This is a genomic window from Kribbella sp. NPDC050241 (assembly GCF_044459685.1).
GTDB lineage: Bacteria > Actinomycetota > Actinomycetes > Propionibacteriales > Kribbellaceae > Kribbella.
Genome location: NZ_JBITJE010000008.1, coordinates 304,142 through 320,044, shown reverse-complemented (window position 1 = coordinate 320,044; position 15,903 = coordinate 304,142). Strand labels below are relative to the sequence as shown.

Sequence of the window (15,903 nt, the reverse complement as noted above, 5' to 3'; positions counted from 1 at the left end):
TGGATCGCGGAGCGGATCAATCGTTCAGCCAGCAGCGCGACCAATGCCCGTTGACGGTGCTGGTCGTGGGCGGCGGCTGCTCGCTGCACACCGGCATCGCGTGCGGGCACCGGGCCGCGAACGGACAACCGGCGAGCTCCTGCTCCCGATCGAGCGGCTCGTTCGACGCGTCGACGATCGGCAGGGTACGGCGTTCACCGTCACGATCCGGATCCGGCGAGGACTCCAGCAGCAGCTGCGTGTACGGATGCCGCGGCCGTTGCGTCACCTCCTCCGCCGGACCGCCCTCGACCATCCGGGCCGCGTAGATCACGGTGATCTCGTCGGCGAAGTACCGCGCACTCGCGATGTCGTGCGTGATGTACAGCATCGCCAGCCCGTCCCGAGCGCACAGGTCCGCGAACAACCGCAGTACGTCGAGGCGGATCGACACGTCCAGCATCGACACCGGCTCGTCGCCGATCAGCACCACCGGGTCGGCCGCCAGCGCCCGCGCGATCGCGACTCGTTGCCGTTGGCCACCAGACAGCTCGTGCGGGTACTTGTCGATGTACTGCTCCCCCGGCGTCAGATTCACCCGCTCGAGCAGCCCGATGATCCGCTCGGTCAGATCATCGTCCTTGCCGAAGTTCCGCAGCGGCCGGCTGAGGATGTAGCGCACGCGGTGCAACTGGTTCAGGGAGGCGAACGGGTCCTGCATGATCAGCTGCACCTGACCGAAGTGCGCCTGCCGATCCGCCCGTCGGCGCGTACTGACCTCCTTGCCGGCCAGGCGGATCGTGCCCGCGGTGGGCTCGTCCCCGAGCGTGAGGATCCGGGCCAGCGTGCTCTTGCCCGAACCACTCTCACCAACGAGCGCGACCACCTTCCCGGTCTCCAGCTTCAACGAAGCCGAGTCGACCGCGGTGAACCACTGCCCGTGCCGCCGGCCGTGCAGCGGCATCCGCTTCGTGACGTCAACGGCCTCCAGCATGGCGCACCTCCTGAAGGTCGAGCAGCAGACAGGCTGCCTGCGTGTGGTCACGTTCGATCAAGGCCGGCGATGTCTCGCGGCAGTCGTCGACGCGTTGCGGGCAACGGGGTTCGAACGCGCACCCGGCCGGCAGCTGCCGCAGGTCGGGCGGGGCGCCGCCGATCCCGCGCAGTTCGCGACGGGGTCCGTGCAGCGACGGGAACGAGTCCCGCAATCCCTGGGTGTACGGGTGTTTCGGGTCGCGGTAGATGTCGGCCGCCGGCGCGATCTCGACCGCGCGTCCCGCGTACATCACCATGATCCGGTCGGCGAGCTCGACGAGCAGGGACAGGTCGTGGGTGACGAACAGGACCGAGAAGCCGAAGCTGTCCTGCAGTTGCTTGAGGTTGTCGAGGATCTGGCGCTGCATCACCACGTCGACCGCCGTGGTCGGCTCGTCCATCACGACCAGGTCCGGCTCACAGGCGAGTGACAACGCGATTGCGGCCCGCTGCCGCATTCCGCCGGAGAGCTCGTGCGGGTAGCCGCGCACTCGGTCGCGTGGAATGCCGACAAGGTCAAGCAGGTCCGCGGCTCGGTCCCACGCCGCAGCGCGCTTTATCGACCGGTGCGCCCGGATCGCGTCGGCGAACTGCGTGCCGATCCGCATCACCGGATTCAGCGAGCTCATCGCGCTCTGGAACACCACGGCGACCCGCTCCCAGCGCAGGTCGCGCAGCTGCTGCGGAGAGCAGCCGACCAGCTCGGCCGGCGGCCCGTCCGACGGCCGATACGTCACCGTGCCGCCGGCGATCCGGGCCGGCGGGCGTTGCAACCGGGTGATCGCGGTCATCAGCGTCGTCTTCCCGCTGCCGCTCTCGCCGAGTACGCCGAAGATCTCGCCACGCCCGACGTCGAACGACACCCGGTCGACCGCCCGCACCGCCTGATCCGTCCCGTACTCGACGACCAGGTCACGGACTTCGAGCAGCGTCATGCCGCCACCACCTTCCGCCGCTTGGGACGCGCAGAGGTTCGCAAGGTACGGCGACGTGGATCCGACAACTCGTCGATGCCGAAGTTCACCAGGCCCGCCGCCGTACCGACCAGGGCGATGCCGAGGCCCGGCGGCAGGAACCACCACCAGGCACCGCCCTGCAACGCCCCTTGCGACTGCGCCCAGTAGAGCATCGTGCCCCAGCTGACCGTGTTCGTGTTTCCGGCACCGATGAAGTCCAGGCCCGCCTCCGCCGCGATCGACCCGACGACCGCGAACAGGAACGTCGACGCGATCACGGGAGCCAGATGTGGCACGACCTCCATGAACAGCACGCGGGACTGCTTGTCACCGCTGTACCGGGCCGCTGCGACGAAATCGCGATTGCGCAGCGACAGCGTCTGCGCTCGTTTCACCCGAGCACCACCGGCCCAACTGGTCAGACCGATGATCAGCGCAACCGCCGGCCACCCGCCACGACCCCTGGTGTAGCTGGCGATCAGGAGCAGCAACGGCAGTCCCGGGATGACCAGGAAGATGTTGACGAACCCCGTCAGCGCGGCACCCGCCTTCCCCGAGTGGTACCCGCTGACCAGCCCGAACAGTACGGCGAGGAACGTCGAGATCGTCCCACCGATCAGGCCGACGAACACCGAGACCCGCGTCCCGGTGATGAACTGCGCGAACACGTCCACGCCGGACGACGTCGTACCCAGCCAATGCGCCCCCGACGGGCCGGCCAGCGGCGGACCCGCGTGCAGCGTAGTCGGCGACTGACCGAGCACCGAACTGACGAAGACCGGTCCGAGGACCGCGACGAGCAGCATCACCACGAGCACCGTCAGGCCGACGGTCACCTTCCGGTCACCAACTGAGACCAGTCGTCGGATCACGACACCTCCCGGGTGCGCGGGTCGATCAGCACATACAGCGAGTCGACCACGAAGTTCGCCGCCAGCACGGTCAGCGAGATGATCAGGAACAGACCCTGCATCAGCGGATAGTCGACGTTCACGATCGCCTGGTTGAGCAGGCTGCCGAGACCGGGATAGTTGAACACCATCTCGGTGAGCAGCGACCCGCCGACCACCATGCCGATCGACACCGCGAAGCCACTGATGCTCGGCAGTACGGCGTTCCGCGCGGCGTACGAGAACACCACCCGGTGCCCTGGCAGGCCCTTCGCCTGCGCCAGTAACACGTAGTCCTCGTTCACCACCGAGGCCATCATGTTGCGCATGTGGATCATCCAGCCGCTCACCGACGTCAGCACGATGGTTGCGGCCGGCAACATCGCGTGCCGGACCGCACTGTTCAGGAAGTCCCGCGTGAACCCGGGCACCAGCCCGATGTCGGAGCCGCCGGACAGCGGGAACCAGCCGAGCGTGAACGAGAACAGGTACGCGAGGATCAGCGCCACCCAGAAGTACGGCAGCGAGTGCAGGAAGATCGACGTCAGGCTGCCGACCGAGTCGACCGCCCGGCCTGGCCGCCAGCCTGCCACGATGCCGAGGCAGGTGCCGAGCACGAACGCGATCATGGTCGCGCCGCCGACCAGCAGCAACGTCCACAGGAAGCCCGACTTCACCACCGACGAGACGGTCGCCGGGTAGAACGAGATCGACCGGCCGAAGTCCAGATGGATGATCCCGTTCAGATAGCTGACGTACTCGTGCCACCAGGACTGCCCGCGCGCGCCGCCGAACAGCCGGTGCACCAACTCCTCCTGCTGCTCCGACACCGGCCCGAGCTCGGACATCTTGAACAGGATCGCCGACGCCGGATCACCCGGCATCAACCGCGGCAGGACGAAGTTGATCGTGACAGCGGACCAGGCGGCCAGCAGATAGAACCCGATCCGCTGCACGAACGGCGTACCCAGAACTCGGGTCATGCCGGCTTCAGCGAGAGGAACAGCTTGGACGCGAACACCCCGCTGATCGCCCCCGGATCCGGCGTCGTGTACGGATCGTCGGCACTCGGCCAGCCGGTCCAGTGCTCGGTGTTGTACATGTACGGCGTACCCTTCACCGCCACCGGGATCACCGGCAGCTGGGTCAGCATGATCTGCTGCAACGGCTTGGACGCGGCCAGCTGTGCATCCGGTGCGGCCTGGGCGAGCGCTCCCAGCGCGGTCTCGGTGGCCGCGTCGTTCCAGCCGACCAGGTTGGTCTTCGACTTCACCGACAGCATCCGGTCGTAGAACGTGTACGGGTTCGTGCCGAACGTGAACGCGTCACCGTAGATCGCGTCGAAGTCACGCTTGTCCTCGTCACCGGTGTACGCCGCCGACGGTACGCCGTTCACCGCGGCATCGATGCCCAGCGCGGCGAGCTGACCGGCCAGCTCCTGCGAGTACGCCATCCCGTCCGCGAACGCGCTGACAGTGAGGATCCGCAGCGTCAACTGCTTGCCGTCGGCACCGATCAGCTTGCCGCCCTGCTGCTGGTACCCGGCCTGTGCGAACTCGGCCAGCGCGGCCGCCTTGTCCGGCTTCACCGGGTCGCGGTCGGCAGGCGCGATCCAGGACGACCAGTTGCCCTGGTAGAGACCGGTCGGACCCACCGGCTGGTAGACGCCCGGGTTGTACGCGTCGGTGACCGCCTGCCGGTCGATCGCCAGCGCGAGGCCCTTGCGGACGTGCACGTTGTCGAACGGCTTGCGCGTCAGGTTCAGCATCAGCGGCTTCATGCTGGCGTAGATCGGCCAGAGGTGGTTCTGCGCGGCGTCGCGCTGCACGAACTGGTTCTTCACGTCGGGGATTCCCGCGTACGCCAGATCGACCTCGTGCCGGACCAACTGCTGGGTCAGCAGGTTGGTGCTGCTGGTGGTCACGTAGGTGATCTGCGGCACCGGGACCTTCTGCTTCCAGTAGTCCGAGCGCGCTGTGAACGTCGCCTGCTGCCCGGTCACCTGGCCGAGCGAGTACGGACCGCTGCCCATCGGCTGCAGGTTCGTGTCGGTGTCCGGGTCCTTGCCCGCCCACACCTTCTTCGGAACGATCACGGTCCGGCCCAGATCCTGGATCGCGGCGTACTCCGGCTTGCTGAACGTCAGGTGCACGCCGTCGGCGGTCTTGATCACCGTGTCGACCGGCAGCGCGAGCAACTGGTGCTGCTTCAGGTAGTCGAAGGTGAAGATCACGTCGTCCGCGGTCAGCGCGCTGCCGTCGGACCACTTCGCCCGGTTGTCCAGGCTCAGGTCGATCGCCTTCCCGCCGGCGGCCCAGGTGTATTTCGTGACCAGACTCGGCATGAACTCGTTCTGGTGCGCGGTGTTGAAGTCGAACAGCTGCTCGTAGATCAGCCCGATGGTGCCGCGCAACGCGTTCACCGAGAACGGGTTGAAGTTCGGCTGCAGGGTCGGCTGCGAGTACGCCGCGACGGTCAACGGTGGCGCACTTCCGGCCGCGCCGGCCGCAGAACCGCCTCCCGAACAGGCCGTCAGCCCGGACAGCGCGGCCAGACCGGCCACGACCGCTGTCAGTTTCATCCTGGAGCGCACGGGATCTCCCTTCGATCCCCGGCCGGACCGGCCGGAGTGAGATGAGACTGCCAACGTTTGCAGCAAGAGTCAACTGTTTGCAGTGGAATCCCGACCAAGTGGTTACAATCAGGGTCAAGAGTCACGGCAATCGTTTGCGGTACGATGCGGCAACGAGCACTGATCTATCACGACAACCGGGGAGCTTGCATTGGCTGTCACGCTGGCGGAGGTGGCCGCGGCCTGCAACGTGTCGACCTCGACCGTGTCGCGGGCGCTGACCGATCCGGAGAAGGTCAACGCCGAGACCCGGACCCGGATCGAGCGGGTCGCCCGGCAGCTCGGGTACGCGCCGAGCCGGGCCGGCCGCTCGCTGGTGTCCGGCCGGACCGACACCGTCGGCCTGGTCGTGCCGGACATCGCGAACCCGTTCTTCCCGCCGATCATCAAGGCGGTCCAGGCCCGCGCCCGCGACAAGCGGTACGCCGTACTGATCGCGGATACCGACGAGCACGTCGCCGACGAGCTCGAGCTCGCCCGCGGGCTGAGCCGTCAGGTCGACGGCCTGATCCTCGCGTCGCCGCGGACCGCGCCCGCCGAGCTGACCAGGCTCGCCCAGCAGCTCCCGGTGGTCTTCGTGAACCGTGAGGTCGAGGGCGCCCGCAGTGTGGTGATCGACGAGGCCGAGGGAATGCAGGAGGCGGTCGAGCACCTGGTCTCGCTCGGACACCGCCGGATCTGCTACCTGGCCGGCCCGCGGCGGTCCTGGTCCAACCAGCAGCGCCGCGACGCACTCGCGACGGCGTGCGCGGCCAACGATGTGGAGCTGCGCGAGCTCGGCCCGTTCGAGCCGCAGATCCAGGCCGGTATGCGGGCCGCCGACCTGTTGCAGTCCGCCGAGGTCGCGGCCGCGATCGCCTACGACGACCTGATCGCGCTCGGCGTGATGTCCCGGCTCACCGAGCGGGGCATGCAGGTCGGCCGCGAGATCAGCGTGATCGGCATCGACGACAGCCCGCTCTCCACGGTGACGCACCCGATGCTGACCTCGATCCACGTCCCGGCCGCGGAGCTCGGCTCGGCGGCGGTGGACCTGCTGCTCGACCAACTGCGCGACGGCGAGGAGCTCGGCGCACCGACAACGGTCAAGCTCGAGACCCGCCTCGTGATCCGGGGGTCGACCGGCGTCGCGCCGGCCGACCCCCGGTGAACAACTAGCTCTTCTTCAGGACCAAACCGGTGTTGGCGGGTACGTCGATCCGGCCCGTGTACTGCACGCCGTGCAGGTCGGTGAACGTCCCGGAGGGGAGTCGCAGCTGCGCCGGCTGTGCCGACGACGGGTTCACCACGGTGATCCCGTCCCGGTACGACCGCGTCCACAACACCGGGCCACGTCGTACTGGCGGAGTGATCGCCGTACCGAGGTCGGCCGCCATCTCCGGGATCTCGTTGAAGCCCGCGTAGTCCTTGCTCCCGGTGCTCTCGAGCATCGCCGGGGCCTCGCGGTACAGCAGGTAGTTCGCCACGACCCACTGCCGCTGCTCAGGCGTTGCCTCGTACCAGAAGCTGGTGGGCAGCTTGTTCATCACGACGGACGGCGTGCAGCGGTGCCGGCGCAGCAGGTCGAACATCAGCTGCCACTCGTCGTCGGTCACGTTCTCCACCCGGTGCACCGTGAAGCCCTGCTCGTTCAGCCAGATGTCGGAGATGTCGATCATCTGGTCGAGCGCGGCCATGTACTCCGGCGACTTGTCCTGAAACTCGTCGTGCAGGCTTCCGTTGAACGTCAGGTTGAACGCGACCGCGACGCCGCGGGCGTGCGCGTAGTCCCGCAGGTATCGCAGCCAGTCCAGTACGTCGGCGACCCACGCCGGGTCCTTCGGGTCGGAGCCGAACTGCTGCACCCACTGACCATCGACGTCATAGTGACCACTGACGTGAAAGTCGTTGCGTACGCCGATGTTGTCGACGGCAATCACCTTGAAGCCGGCCGCGATCGCCGGGTCGAGCAGCGTGCTGGTGTACCACTGCCGGACCTCGGGGTTGCTGATGTCGATCGGCGTATAGACCTGGTTGTTGAACTCCCAGGCCGGCGTCGTCCGGTCGGGGGTGTACTCGATCCAGTCCGGATGGTTGGTCTTGAACCACTCCGGCGTGTACTGCCGGGCGGGCGCGTTGCGGAACGCGGTGACGTACGAACTGGCCAGCACACCTTGAGGTTGGGCCGACTGCAGCGCGGCCCAGACGAATCCGACCCGGCCCGCGTACACGGACGGATCGGCGACCTGGCGGTCGAACACCTGCGCCTGCAGTACGCCGTGATCCCGGGTCACCGGCAACGGGACGGACGACTGCGCAGGTGCGCAGGTGCCACCGGCCTGGTCGGGCACAGGTGGACTCGGTTCACTGGCCTGCGCGAACGGTGCGAGCAGTCCCAGGCCGGCTGCGAGAACCAGCGCGGCCAGGGACGTTCGGCGGAGTCTCATGGACATTCCTCTCGTAACTCAGTTCTCCCCAGTGGCGGAGGGGGTGCGCTGGACGATACGGACTGCAAACGTTTGTCGCAATAGCAGAGAATCTTGCTATCGTGTCTGCCATGTCGAACAGCACAGGGAGGCCGGCCCTGGCGGCCGCACTACAGTCGGACCGGCCGATCCGCTGGTCCACGATGGGCGACAGCATTGCCCAGGGCGCGCACTGGACCGGCGCCGAACGTGACTACGTCCAGTTGCTCGAGGAACGGATCCGCTACGAGCTCACCCGGCACGGCGACTCGTTCGTCCGCTGGGCCGTCTCCGGGGCGAACACCGAGGACACCCTCGCCCGGCTCCCCGCCGCACTCGACCTCGCGCCCGGCCTGGTCCTGATCGGCGTAGGCACCAACGATGCGAAGGCCGGGGCGGACGGCGTCGAGAAGTTCGCGCAGCGCTACGACACCCTGCTGACCACCATCCTCGAGACCGGCGCGATCGTGGTCGCTCAGACGCCGACCGCCGTACTGCGGACCTGCCGGTACAACCTCGGCGACCACCTCCCGGCGTACGCCGAAACGATCCGCACCGTCGCCACTCGGCGGAATGTGGTGCTGGTCGATCACTTCGCGCACTGGACCACCGCCGGGAACGGCTGGGCACCGGCCCGGTGGATGGCCGACCCGACCCACCCGAGCGGTCGCGGCCACCGGGTGATCGCGCGGACCTTGTTCGAGAGCCTTGGCCTGTACGCGGCCGACAGCGCCTGCTGCCGGTTGCTCGACTGATCTCAGCTGAAGGAGACCCATGTCCTCGATCCGCCGGTACGCCGTCTGCGGTCTGTCCGCCCGCGGTCTGGCCAGCTTCGTCCTGCCGATCCTCGGACTGACCGACCGCACCGCCGACGGGGGTTTCGGGTACGGCAGCGACGAGGACGACCTGTCCGGGTACGCCGAGGTGGTGGCGATCGTCGACACCGACGCGGACCGGGTCGCCGAGTTCAACCAGGCACTGCAGCGCCTCGGCCGCTCACCCATCCCGTTCTTCCCACCGACGCAGTACGACGAGATGCTCGCGATCGTCGTACCGGACGCGGTGATCGTCACCTCGCCCGATCACACGCACGAGGAGTACATCATCGGCGCGCTGCGGCACGACGTGGACGTGATCACCGAGAAGCCGATGGTCAGCACTGCCGCAGCCGCGCGGGCTGTGCTCGCGGCCGAACGTTCCTCGAACGGGACCGTCCAGATCACCCACAACTTCCGCTACCCGGCCGCGCATCGCGAGGTGAAGCAGCTGATCCTGGCCGGCACGATCGGGCGGATCACGCGCGTCGTGATGGACTACCACGTCGACCTGCGGCACGGAGCGAGCTACTTCCTGCGCTGGAACCGCCGGCGCTCGCTCTCCGGCGGATTGCAGGTCCACAAGTCGTCGCACCACTTCGACCTGCTCAACTGGTGGATCGGCTCCGCGCCGGACGAGATCTTCGGCTACGGCGCTATGAACTACTACGGCCCGGCGAGCCCACATCGCCCCGGCGGCGAACTGTCCGTCGGCGAACTGCGCGCGAAGGACCCGTACTTCCTTGCCCAGCAGGAGTCCGGGGTCTTCCCCACCGACGACAACACCGCCCGAGCGGGCCTGTTCGGGCTGCACTATCCCGGGCAGTATCCGGGATCGCGGCCGCTGTACCTGTACGACGCCGAGATCGACATCGAGGACACGTACAGCGCGATCGCGCGCTACCCGAGCGGCGCGAGTCTGACGTACTCAATCGACTTCTCCAGCACGTGGGAAGGATTCCGGGTCAGCATTGCCGGCACCCACGGCTCGATCTCGTTGCTGCACGGCCGCACCGTGGACGGCGCCGCGCTACCGACCTCCGACCACATCACCGTCTCCGAACTCTTCGGCCCGACCCGCGTCGTCGAGGTACACCCGGAAGCCGGCGGCCACGGCGGCGCGGACCCGCTGATGCGGCGTGACCTCTTCACCGGCCCGAGCCCCGAGTCCGTCGAGCTGGGCCTGATGGCGACCAGCACAGAAGCGGCGTACGCCGTGGCCATGGGCGACGCTCTGACCCAGTCGATCGCCACCCGCCGCCCCATCAACCTCGCCGCGCTGCTCGACCTGAGCTGACCGCCCATCCCAACTCGCGAGGGGACAACCCCGCGAGTCGGGAATGGGATGTCAGGCGGTGGCGGGGAGGAGATCGAGGGAGGCGGCGGCGGAGGCGGCGTCGAGGTAGAGCTTGGCGTGCGGAGTACGGCGGAGGATCGTCGACGGGCAGGCGGCGTCGATCGGCAGCGTCAGGGTGTTGCGGACCGCGGCGGCCTTGCGCTGCTCGGGGGCGACGACCTGCACCACCCGGGCGCTGAGCAGTGCCGGAACCGTCAGCGAGATCGCCGTCGGCGGCACCGACGCGACGTCCGGGAAGTGCCCCTCACCGACCTGCTGGTGCAGCGATTCCGGCGTCAGCGTGATCGGCTTGACCCAGCGCGGGTCGTCGAACTCTGCCTGCCCCGGCTCGTTGAACGCAAGGTGCCCGTTCTCCCCGATCCCCATACAGGTCAGGTCGATCGGAGACTCCCGCAGCAGTGCCTCGTACCGCGCACACTCGGCGTCGACATCGGGCGTCTCGCCGTCGATGTACTCGACCCGCGCCGGCCCGAACGGCTCCGCGATCCGTTCGGCGATCCAGCGCCGGAACGACGCCGGATGGTTGGCGTCGATGCCGACGTACTCGTCCATGTGGAAGACGGTGACCTGCGACCACGGCACGTCGTACCCGGCGAGGGCGGTGACGAACGCGAGTTGCGAGTTGCCGGTGGCGATCACGACGCGGGCCGCGCCGCGCTCGGCGACCGCGCGACTGAGCACCTCGGCGGTGCCGGCGGCGGCCGCAGCAGCCATGTCCGCGGTGTCGGCGAAGACTTCGAGGCGGAGATCCTCGATCTGGGTCCGGGTGTCGAGCACGTGCACTCCTCGGGACGGATTGACGGTGTAGGCTACAAACGTTTGCAGCAAACTAGCAGGTTTTGCCGTGAGTCCCAAGATGCTGTTGTGTTGTCCCCGAACCGGACGCCTGAGGAGGCCCACTGTGTCGAGCGAGGTCCTGGAAGGTCACACGGCCGGCGGCCGGGGCGTGCGGGTGCGGTTCTGCGCCGCCGGCATCGAGGAGATCGCCGACCACCCGTCCGCGCCGGATCTGCTGCTGATCCCCGGCCTGGTCGACCTCCAGCTCAACGGGTACGGCGGCCTCGACGTCAACGACCCGTCCCGCCCGGCGAGCGAACTGCCCGACCTGGTCCGCGCACTCTGGGGACAGGGCGTGACGACGGTCTTCCCGACGATCATCTCCGCCGACGCCCCGACCACGACCACCCTGGTCAAGCGAGCTGCCGCGGCGCGCGTATCCGATGCCCACACGGCGTACGGCGTACCGGGGCTGCATCTGGAGGGGCCGTACATCTCGTCGGCGGACGGTGCCCGCGGCGCCCACGACCCGGCCGTCATCCGCGATCCCGACGCCGGCGAGTTCGATCGCTGGCAGGCCGCGGCCGACGGCGCGATCGCGATCATGACCGTCGCCCCCGAACGCACCGGCGCCATCGGGTTCACCCGCCACCTCGCAGCACACGGCGTACTCCCGTCGGTCGGGCACTCGCTGGCGACGGCCGCCGACGTGCACGCCTTCGCGGCCGCGGGCGGGCGACTCTCCACGCATCTCGGCAACGGTCTTCCCGCCCAGATCCACCGCCACCAGAACCCGATCTGGGCGCAACTGACCGAGGACGCCCTCACAGCGGGCTTGATTGCCGACGGCCACCATCTGCCCGCCGACACCTTCGCCGCCCTCGTCCGCGCCAAGGGGCCTTCCCGGTGCGTCCTCACCAGCGACGCGGCCGCCCTTGCCGGTTGCGCGCCCGGCGACTATCGGACGGCGGTCGGCGGCGCAGTCACCGTCACCGGCGACGGCAGCCTCCGTCTCCACGGCACGCCGTACCTCGCCGGCAGTGGCGCCTCTCTCCTCGACTGCCTCCGCTGGTCCACCAGCCCCGGCGGCCTCCCCCTCGAAACTGCCGTCACCATGGCCACGACCACCCCCGCCGACCTGCTCGGCCTGCGCGACCGTGGCCGCCTGGAGGTCGGCACCCGCGCCGACCTCCTCCAATTGACCCGCACCCCCACCGGCGGCATCGGCGACCTCGCCACGGTTGTCGTCAACGGCGAGCTGATTGCTTGCAGCAACAGTTAGGTGTCAGTTCCAGGTGTCGGAACCGCGGAACGGCAGATGCCGATCGGAGACGTAACGAGGGCGCGGGTTGTAGACGTTGACGCCCGGCCGGCCGCGCAGCAGGAACGCACTCGGGAACGGTTGCTCGTCTCCGGTGATCTTGGTTGAGGTCGGGATGTAGCGGATGGTGAGACCACAGCGCCGATTCGGCGAGGTGTTCGCGTTGCTGCCGTGAATGATGTTCGGATGGTGGACTTCGACGTCGCCGGGGGCCAGCACCATGTCGACGGCACGGGACTCGTCGACGTCCTTGGACGCGATCTCCAGGCCGAGGACATTGTCGACCCGATCGTTGAGCAGCACCTCGCTGAACTCGTTCTTGTGACTGCCGGGGATGAGTCGTACGCAGCCGTTCGCCGGCGTCGAGTGGTCGACGGCCAGCCACAACGTCACCACCTCGATCGGATCGAGCGGCCACAGAGATCCGTCCTGGTGCCACAGCACCGCCTTGCCGGAGTACGGCGGCTTGCTGATGTAGTGCGATGCGAACAGAGCGATGTCGGGGCCGACGAACAACTCGGCGATGTCGAGCAGCCGGTGGTCGCCGATCAGCCGGACCCAGAACGGATCGTCCTTGACGTACAAGTGCCCGAGATCTTCGGGCCGTACGTCGGGGTGGCGTTCCTGCAGCCACGCCACATGGTGGTTGGCCTCGGCAACGAGCTCGGGGTCGACGACGTCCCTGAAGATCATGTATCCGTCGCGTTCGTACTGCGCCAGCGCCGATGTGCGCTGCTGTGCCGACACGGTCATCGGCGGCTCCTTTCTCTCGAAGTACGGCGTTCAGTCCGCCGACAGACGTACCTCGGTCCAGCGCCCGGCGTCGCCGTACACCAGCCGGGCGTGGTGCGGCCGGCAGCCGAGCTCGTCGAAGACGACCAGCCGGTTGTCGTCGCTCATCCAGCTTCGCGGCAGGTAATACGACTGCTGGGCACCACCGGACCGCCAGTACCGGCCGGCATTGCGACCGTTCAGGAAGATCTGGCCTTTGTCGAGCGCACCGATGTCGAGGTAGACCGGCTGATTGCCCGCCGGCATCGGGAACCGCGTCTCGAACCACGACGGCGACAGCACCCGATTCTTCGGCGCGAGCCGCGCCCCTGCGGGCAGCAGGACCAGCACACTGCTGTCGACGGCTCCCGTCGTCACGGCCGTCCCGGCCGCGCCGGGGTCTGCTTCCCAGCGCCGCCACTGCCAGTTCACGCATCGACCCCGCGCCGGAACGGCGTACACGGCGAGGTTGTCCAGGACGTCCTGCGCCGAGCACCCGGTGTACTGGACCCGGACCGTCACGACCAGCTCGTCCAGGACGGCCCCCACCGAGCAGCCGGCGTACTGCACCCGGACCTTGCCGGCACTGTGCGGGATCTGCCAGCTGAGCCAGCGCTTGATCGCGGAGAACATCGTCCATGGCGATTCCGGGAACGACATCGGCGGCACCTCGACGCCGCCGGCGTGTACCCACGCGTGCACGCCGTGGATCACCACCAACGCCTCCTCGTCCGGCCCGAGCGTCAGGTCGAACTCGACCGCCGGCAGTGGCTCCGGCGTGCGGTGGAAGGTGTCGTAGAGGAAGCCGAACGCCTCGGCGGACACCGGTTGCGGCTCGATCTCCTGGACACCGGCGATCTCGATGCGGCGAGACCCTGCGAACACCGGGCCCTGGATGCCGACCGGAACCGGTACGTCGTAGTTGTGCCCGAGGTCGTCGGAGAGGAAGACCAGCCGGTTCGTCCCCGCGGCCAGCGTCACCGGCAGTTGCTCGAAGGCCCAGTCGGCCGGATGCGCGTACTCGTCCCGCATCCGCACCGAGCGCCGAGCGGCATGGGTGCCGTTGTACGTCCCGTTCACCCAGACCGAGACCCGGTTCGGGGCCTGAGTGAGCAGCAGATTCCGTACGCCGGCTTCCGCGGACTCCACCTCGGCCGCGTACCACACGTATCCCTGAGTGACGCCGAGGCGCTCGTGGGACACCGGTTCGGCCAGCGTGAGCCACCCGGACGAGGGGTCCAGGCCGGCCGGAGACTCGCGCCATCCGGACAGCTCGGGCGGACTCGTGTCGTGCTCCATCGGCTCACACGGATGCGGCACCGGCCGCCCGGTCCGGTCCAGGCTGACGACCGGTGGCGAGCCGGCGCTGACCATGACGTCGAGCGAGTCGCCGTCCCCCACGTAGTCCGGGCCGAAGACGACCTGGCCGCCCGCGAGCCAGCAACGCCGAGCCATCTCCTCGTCGACGACGACCAGTACGACGTCGCCCGCAGACCGGTGCTCGACGGCGCGATGCTCGACGGCGCGGCGGCGCACCGGGATCACGAGCTCCTCGCCGTTGACGCTGAGGACACCGTCGGTGCCGGCCGGGCCGTACAGCACCACCGTCCGCCGGGCCTCGTCGCGTACCAGCAGCGACAGGTTCCCATAGTCGATGGTGACGCCGTCGAACACGGCGAGGTTCGCCGGTAGCACGGCCGCCCGCACCTCACCCAGCGATACCGGTAGCGACCGTCCGTTGGCGAGTGTCAGGACAACCTCGGCCCGTCCGTCAGCGGTGGAGACGAACAGCAGGTCTCCCCTACTGGACCGTCGTGCGACCACGCGCGCACCTTCGACGCCCCACTCGTCGGCGACCTCGTTGCTATCGGCAAGGAACTCGGCGAACTGGTTCGCGAACAGGTTCGGCGGACGGATGGCGTAGTACTTCTCGGTCAGCAGTCCGCCCGCGCCGACCGGGTAGCCGGACGCGTACGAGGTGACGATGTTGTTGCCGGCCCAGAATCCGAAGTTCGTGCCGCCCTCGAACATGTAGTAGACGAGTTGTGTTCCGGCCGACGTGTACTCGTTCGCTGCCCGGGCCAGCGACGCCGCGTCCGGCCAGTCGGTGACCGGTTCACCCCAGTAGTGCGGCGCGCCCGACCAGAACTCGGAGACGATCAGCGGAGCGTCCGGCTGCTTGGCCCGGAAGTCTTCGACCTGATCGACCTCGGTGTGGTGGTTGTAGGTGAGAATCAGGTCCGGGTCGAGGATCTGGTCGGCCGGGTCGGTGGAGTTGTTGATCTTCACGGTCGTCGGTCCGGCCGCATGCACGTTGCAGGCGAGGATGGGTACGTCGATGCTGTGCTTGCGGAACAGGTCCGTCAGCTTGTGCACGTAGCGGCGCATCGAGTCGTCCCAGCCGCCGGGATACTCGTTCTCGTTCTGGACTGTGAGGACCGGACCGCCGTTGGTGGCCTGGCGCGCGCTGACAATCGGCAACAGCCGGCCGAACCAGCTTTCCACCGCGGCCAGGTAGACCGGGTCGTCCTCCCGGAACCGCCGGACCGGCCGTGCGGACAGCCAAGCCGGCAGTCCGCCCCCGTCCCACTCGCTGCAGATGTACGGACCCGGACGCACCATCGCCCACATCCCCAGCTCCGCGATCAGGTCGAGGTAGTGGGCGAGGTCCTTGTCGCCCTCGAAGTCGACCGTGCCTTCCACCTGCTCGTGGAAGTTCCAGGGCACGTACGTCGCGATCGTGTTGAGCCCGGCGTTCCTGGCCCGCACCAGCACGTCGCGCCATTCGGCCCGGGGATGCCGAAAGTAGTGCACCTCACCGCCGACGATCCAGATCCGCTCGCCGTCGTGGCTGAACGACTGTGCGTCGTACGTCAACCTGCTCAAGAGTCGCTCCGTTCAGTGGTGGCGTTCCCCGGGGCCGGCC

The 15,903-nt window shown here is 68.3% G+C and carries 13 protein-coding genes; 4 read left to right on the top strand and 9 right to left on the bottom strand.

The annotated features are described in order from the left end of the window. Window positions 1-16: 16 nt before the first annotated feature. From ACIBG5_RS32395 to ACIBG5_RS32375, 5 genes are read right to left on the bottom strand one after another with little or no spacing between them, the layout of a single operon-like run. Window positions 17-973, bottom strand: a complete 957-nt coding sequence (locus ACIBG5_RS32395; RefSeq protein ID WP_396395316.1) for an ABC transporter ATP-binding protein — start codon at window positions 971-973, stop codon at window positions 17-19. Then, window positions 957-1,949 carry an ABC transporter ATP-binding protein gene (locus tag ACIBG5_RS32390; RefSeq protein ID WP_396395315.1) on the bottom strand — a complete coding sequence of 331 codons (993 nt, stop codon included), beginning with the start codon at window positions 1,947-1,949 and terminating at the stop codon, window positions 957-959. The genes ACIBG5_RS32395 and ACIBG5_RS32390 overlap by 17 nt, the downstream gene beginning before the upstream one ends. Continuing rightward, window positions 1,946-2,842, bottom strand: coding sequence for an ABC transporter permease (locus ACIBG5_RS32385; RefSeq protein ID WP_396395314.1), 897 nt, complete (start codon window positions 2,840-2,842; stop codon window positions 1,946-1,948). Before ACIBG5_RS32385 ends, ACIBG5_RS32390 begins: the two co-directional genes overlap by 4 nt. After that, window positions 2,839-3,843, bottom strand: coding sequence for an ABC transporter permease (locus tag ACIBG5_RS32380; RefSeq protein WP_396395313.1), 1,005 nt, complete (start codon window positions 3,841-3,843; stop codon window positions 2,839-2,841). Before ACIBG5_RS32380 ends, ACIBG5_RS32385 begins: the two co-directional genes overlap by 4 nt. Then, window positions 3,840-5,441 carry an ABC transporter substrate-binding protein gene (locus ACIBG5_RS32375; RefSeq protein WP_396395312.1) on the bottom strand — a complete coding sequence of 534 codons (1,602 nt, stop codon included), beginning with the start codon at window positions 5,439-5,441 and terminating at the stop codon, window positions 3,840-3,842. The genes ACIBG5_RS32380 and ACIBG5_RS32375 overlap by 4 nt, the downstream gene beginning before the upstream one ends. A 202-nt stretch (window positions 5,442-5,643) precedes the next feature. Between ACIBG5_RS32375 and ACIBG5_RS32370 the strand changes: the two genes are divergently transcribed. Continuing rightward, complete coding sequence (locus ACIBG5_RS32370; protein ID WP_396395311.1) at window positions 5,644-6,642, top strand: LacI family DNA-binding transcriptional regulator; 999 nt, start codon at window positions 5,644-5,646, stop codon at window positions 6,640-6,642. Between the two features lie 4 nt (window positions 6,643-6,646). Here the strand turns inward: ACIBG5_RS32370 and ACIBG5_RS32365 are convergent, their stop codons facing one another. After that, window positions 6,647-7,918, bottom strand: coding sequence for a putative glycoside hydrolase (locus tag ACIBG5_RS32365; RefSeq protein ID WP_396395310.1), 1,272 nt, complete (start codon window positions 7,916-7,918; stop codon window positions 6,647-6,649). A 110-nt stretch (window positions 7,919-8,028) separates the two neighbouring features. Here ACIBG5_RS32365 and ACIBG5_RS32360 point away from each other — a divergent pair, with 110 nt between their 5' ends. Further along, the gene (locus ACIBG5_RS32360; protein WP_396395309.1) at window positions 8,029-8,691 is read left to right on the top strand and encodes an SGNH/GDSL hydrolase family protein; all 663 of its coding nucleotides are present in this window, start codon (window positions 8,029-8,031) and stop codon (window positions 8,689-8,691) included. 19 nt (window positions 8,692-8,710) lie between these two features. Beyond that, window positions 8,711-10,048: a Gfo/Idh/MocA family protein gene (locus tag ACIBG5_RS32355; protein WP_396395308.1), complete on the top strand. Its 1,338-nt coding sequence runs from the start codon at window positions 8,711-8,713 to the stop codon at window positions 10,046-10,048. 51 nt (window positions 10,049-10,099) lie between these two features. Here ACIBG5_RS32355 and ACIBG5_RS32350 read toward each other — a convergent pair whose 3' ends face one another. Further along, window positions 10,100-10,885: a 6-phosphogluconolactonase gene (locus tag ACIBG5_RS32350; protein ID WP_396395307.1), complete on the bottom strand. Its 786-nt coding sequence runs from the start codon at window positions 10,883-10,885 to the stop codon at window positions 10,100-10,102. A gap of 124 nt (window positions 10,886-11,009) precedes the next feature. Between ACIBG5_RS32350 and ACIBG5_RS32345 the strand changes: the two genes are divergently transcribed. Continuing rightward, window positions 11,010-12,167 carry an N-acetylglucosamine-6-phosphate deacetylase gene (locus ACIBG5_RS32345; RefSeq protein WP_396395306.1) on the top strand — a complete coding sequence of 386 codons (1,158 nt, stop codon included), beginning with the start codon at window positions 11,010-11,012 and terminating at the stop codon, window positions 12,165-12,167. Between the two features lie 3 nt (window positions 12,168-12,170). Here ACIBG5_RS32345 and ACIBG5_RS32340 read toward each other — a convergent pair whose 3' ends face one another. Beyond that, on the bottom strand, window positions 12,171-12,959 hold the full coding sequence (locus ACIBG5_RS32340; RefSeq protein ID WP_396395305.1) for a phytanoyl-CoA dioxygenase family protein: 789 nt from the start codon (window positions 12,957-12,959) through the stop codon (window positions 12,171-12,173). 30 nt (window positions 12,960-12,989) lie between these two features. Next, window positions 12,990-15,863 (bottom strand): beta-galactosidase, encoded by a 2,874-nt coding sequence (locus tag ACIBG5_RS32335; protein WP_396395304.1) that lies wholly within the window; start codon window positions 15,861-15,863, stop codon window positions 12,990-12,992. Window positions 15,864-15,903 lie beyond the last annotated feature (40 nt).

Excerpts from the sequence above, each read along its gene's own strand:
- ACIBG5_RS32395 (WP_396395316.1), bottom strand. The coding sequence starts at position 973 with ATGCTGGAGGCCGTTGACGTCACGAAGCGGATGCCGCTGCACGGCCGG.
- ACIBG5_RS32390 (WP_396395315.1), bottom strand. The coding sequence starts at position 1,949 with ATGACGCTGCTCGAAGTCCGTGACCTGGTCGTCGAGTACGGGACGGAT.
- ACIBG5_RS32380 (WP_396395313.1), bottom strand. The coding sequence starts at position 3,843 with ATGACCCGAGTTCTGGGTACGCCGTTCGTGCAGCGGATCGGGTTCTAT.
- ACIBG5_RS32375 (WP_396395312.1), bottom strand. The coding sequence starts at position 5,441 with ATGAAACTGACAGCGGTCGTGGCCGGTCTGGCCGCGCTGTCCGGGCTG.
- ACIBG5_RS32365 (WP_396395310.1), bottom strand. The coding sequence starts at position 7,918 with ATGAGACTCCGCCGAACGTCCCTGGCCGCGCTGGTTCTCGCAGCCGGC.
- ACIBG5_RS32360 (WP_396395309.1), top strand. The coding sequence starts at position 8,029 with ATGTCGAACAGCACAGGGAGGCCGGCCCTGGCGGCCGCACTACAGTCG.
- ACIBG5_RS32355 (WP_396395308.1), top strand. The coding sequence starts at position 8,711 with ATGTCCTCGATCCGCCGGTACGCCGTCTGCGGTCTGTCCGCCCGCGGT.
- ACIBG5_RS32340 (WP_396395305.1), bottom strand. The coding sequence starts at position 12,959 with ATGACCGTGTCGGCACAGCAGCGCACATCGGCGCTGGCGCAGTACGAA.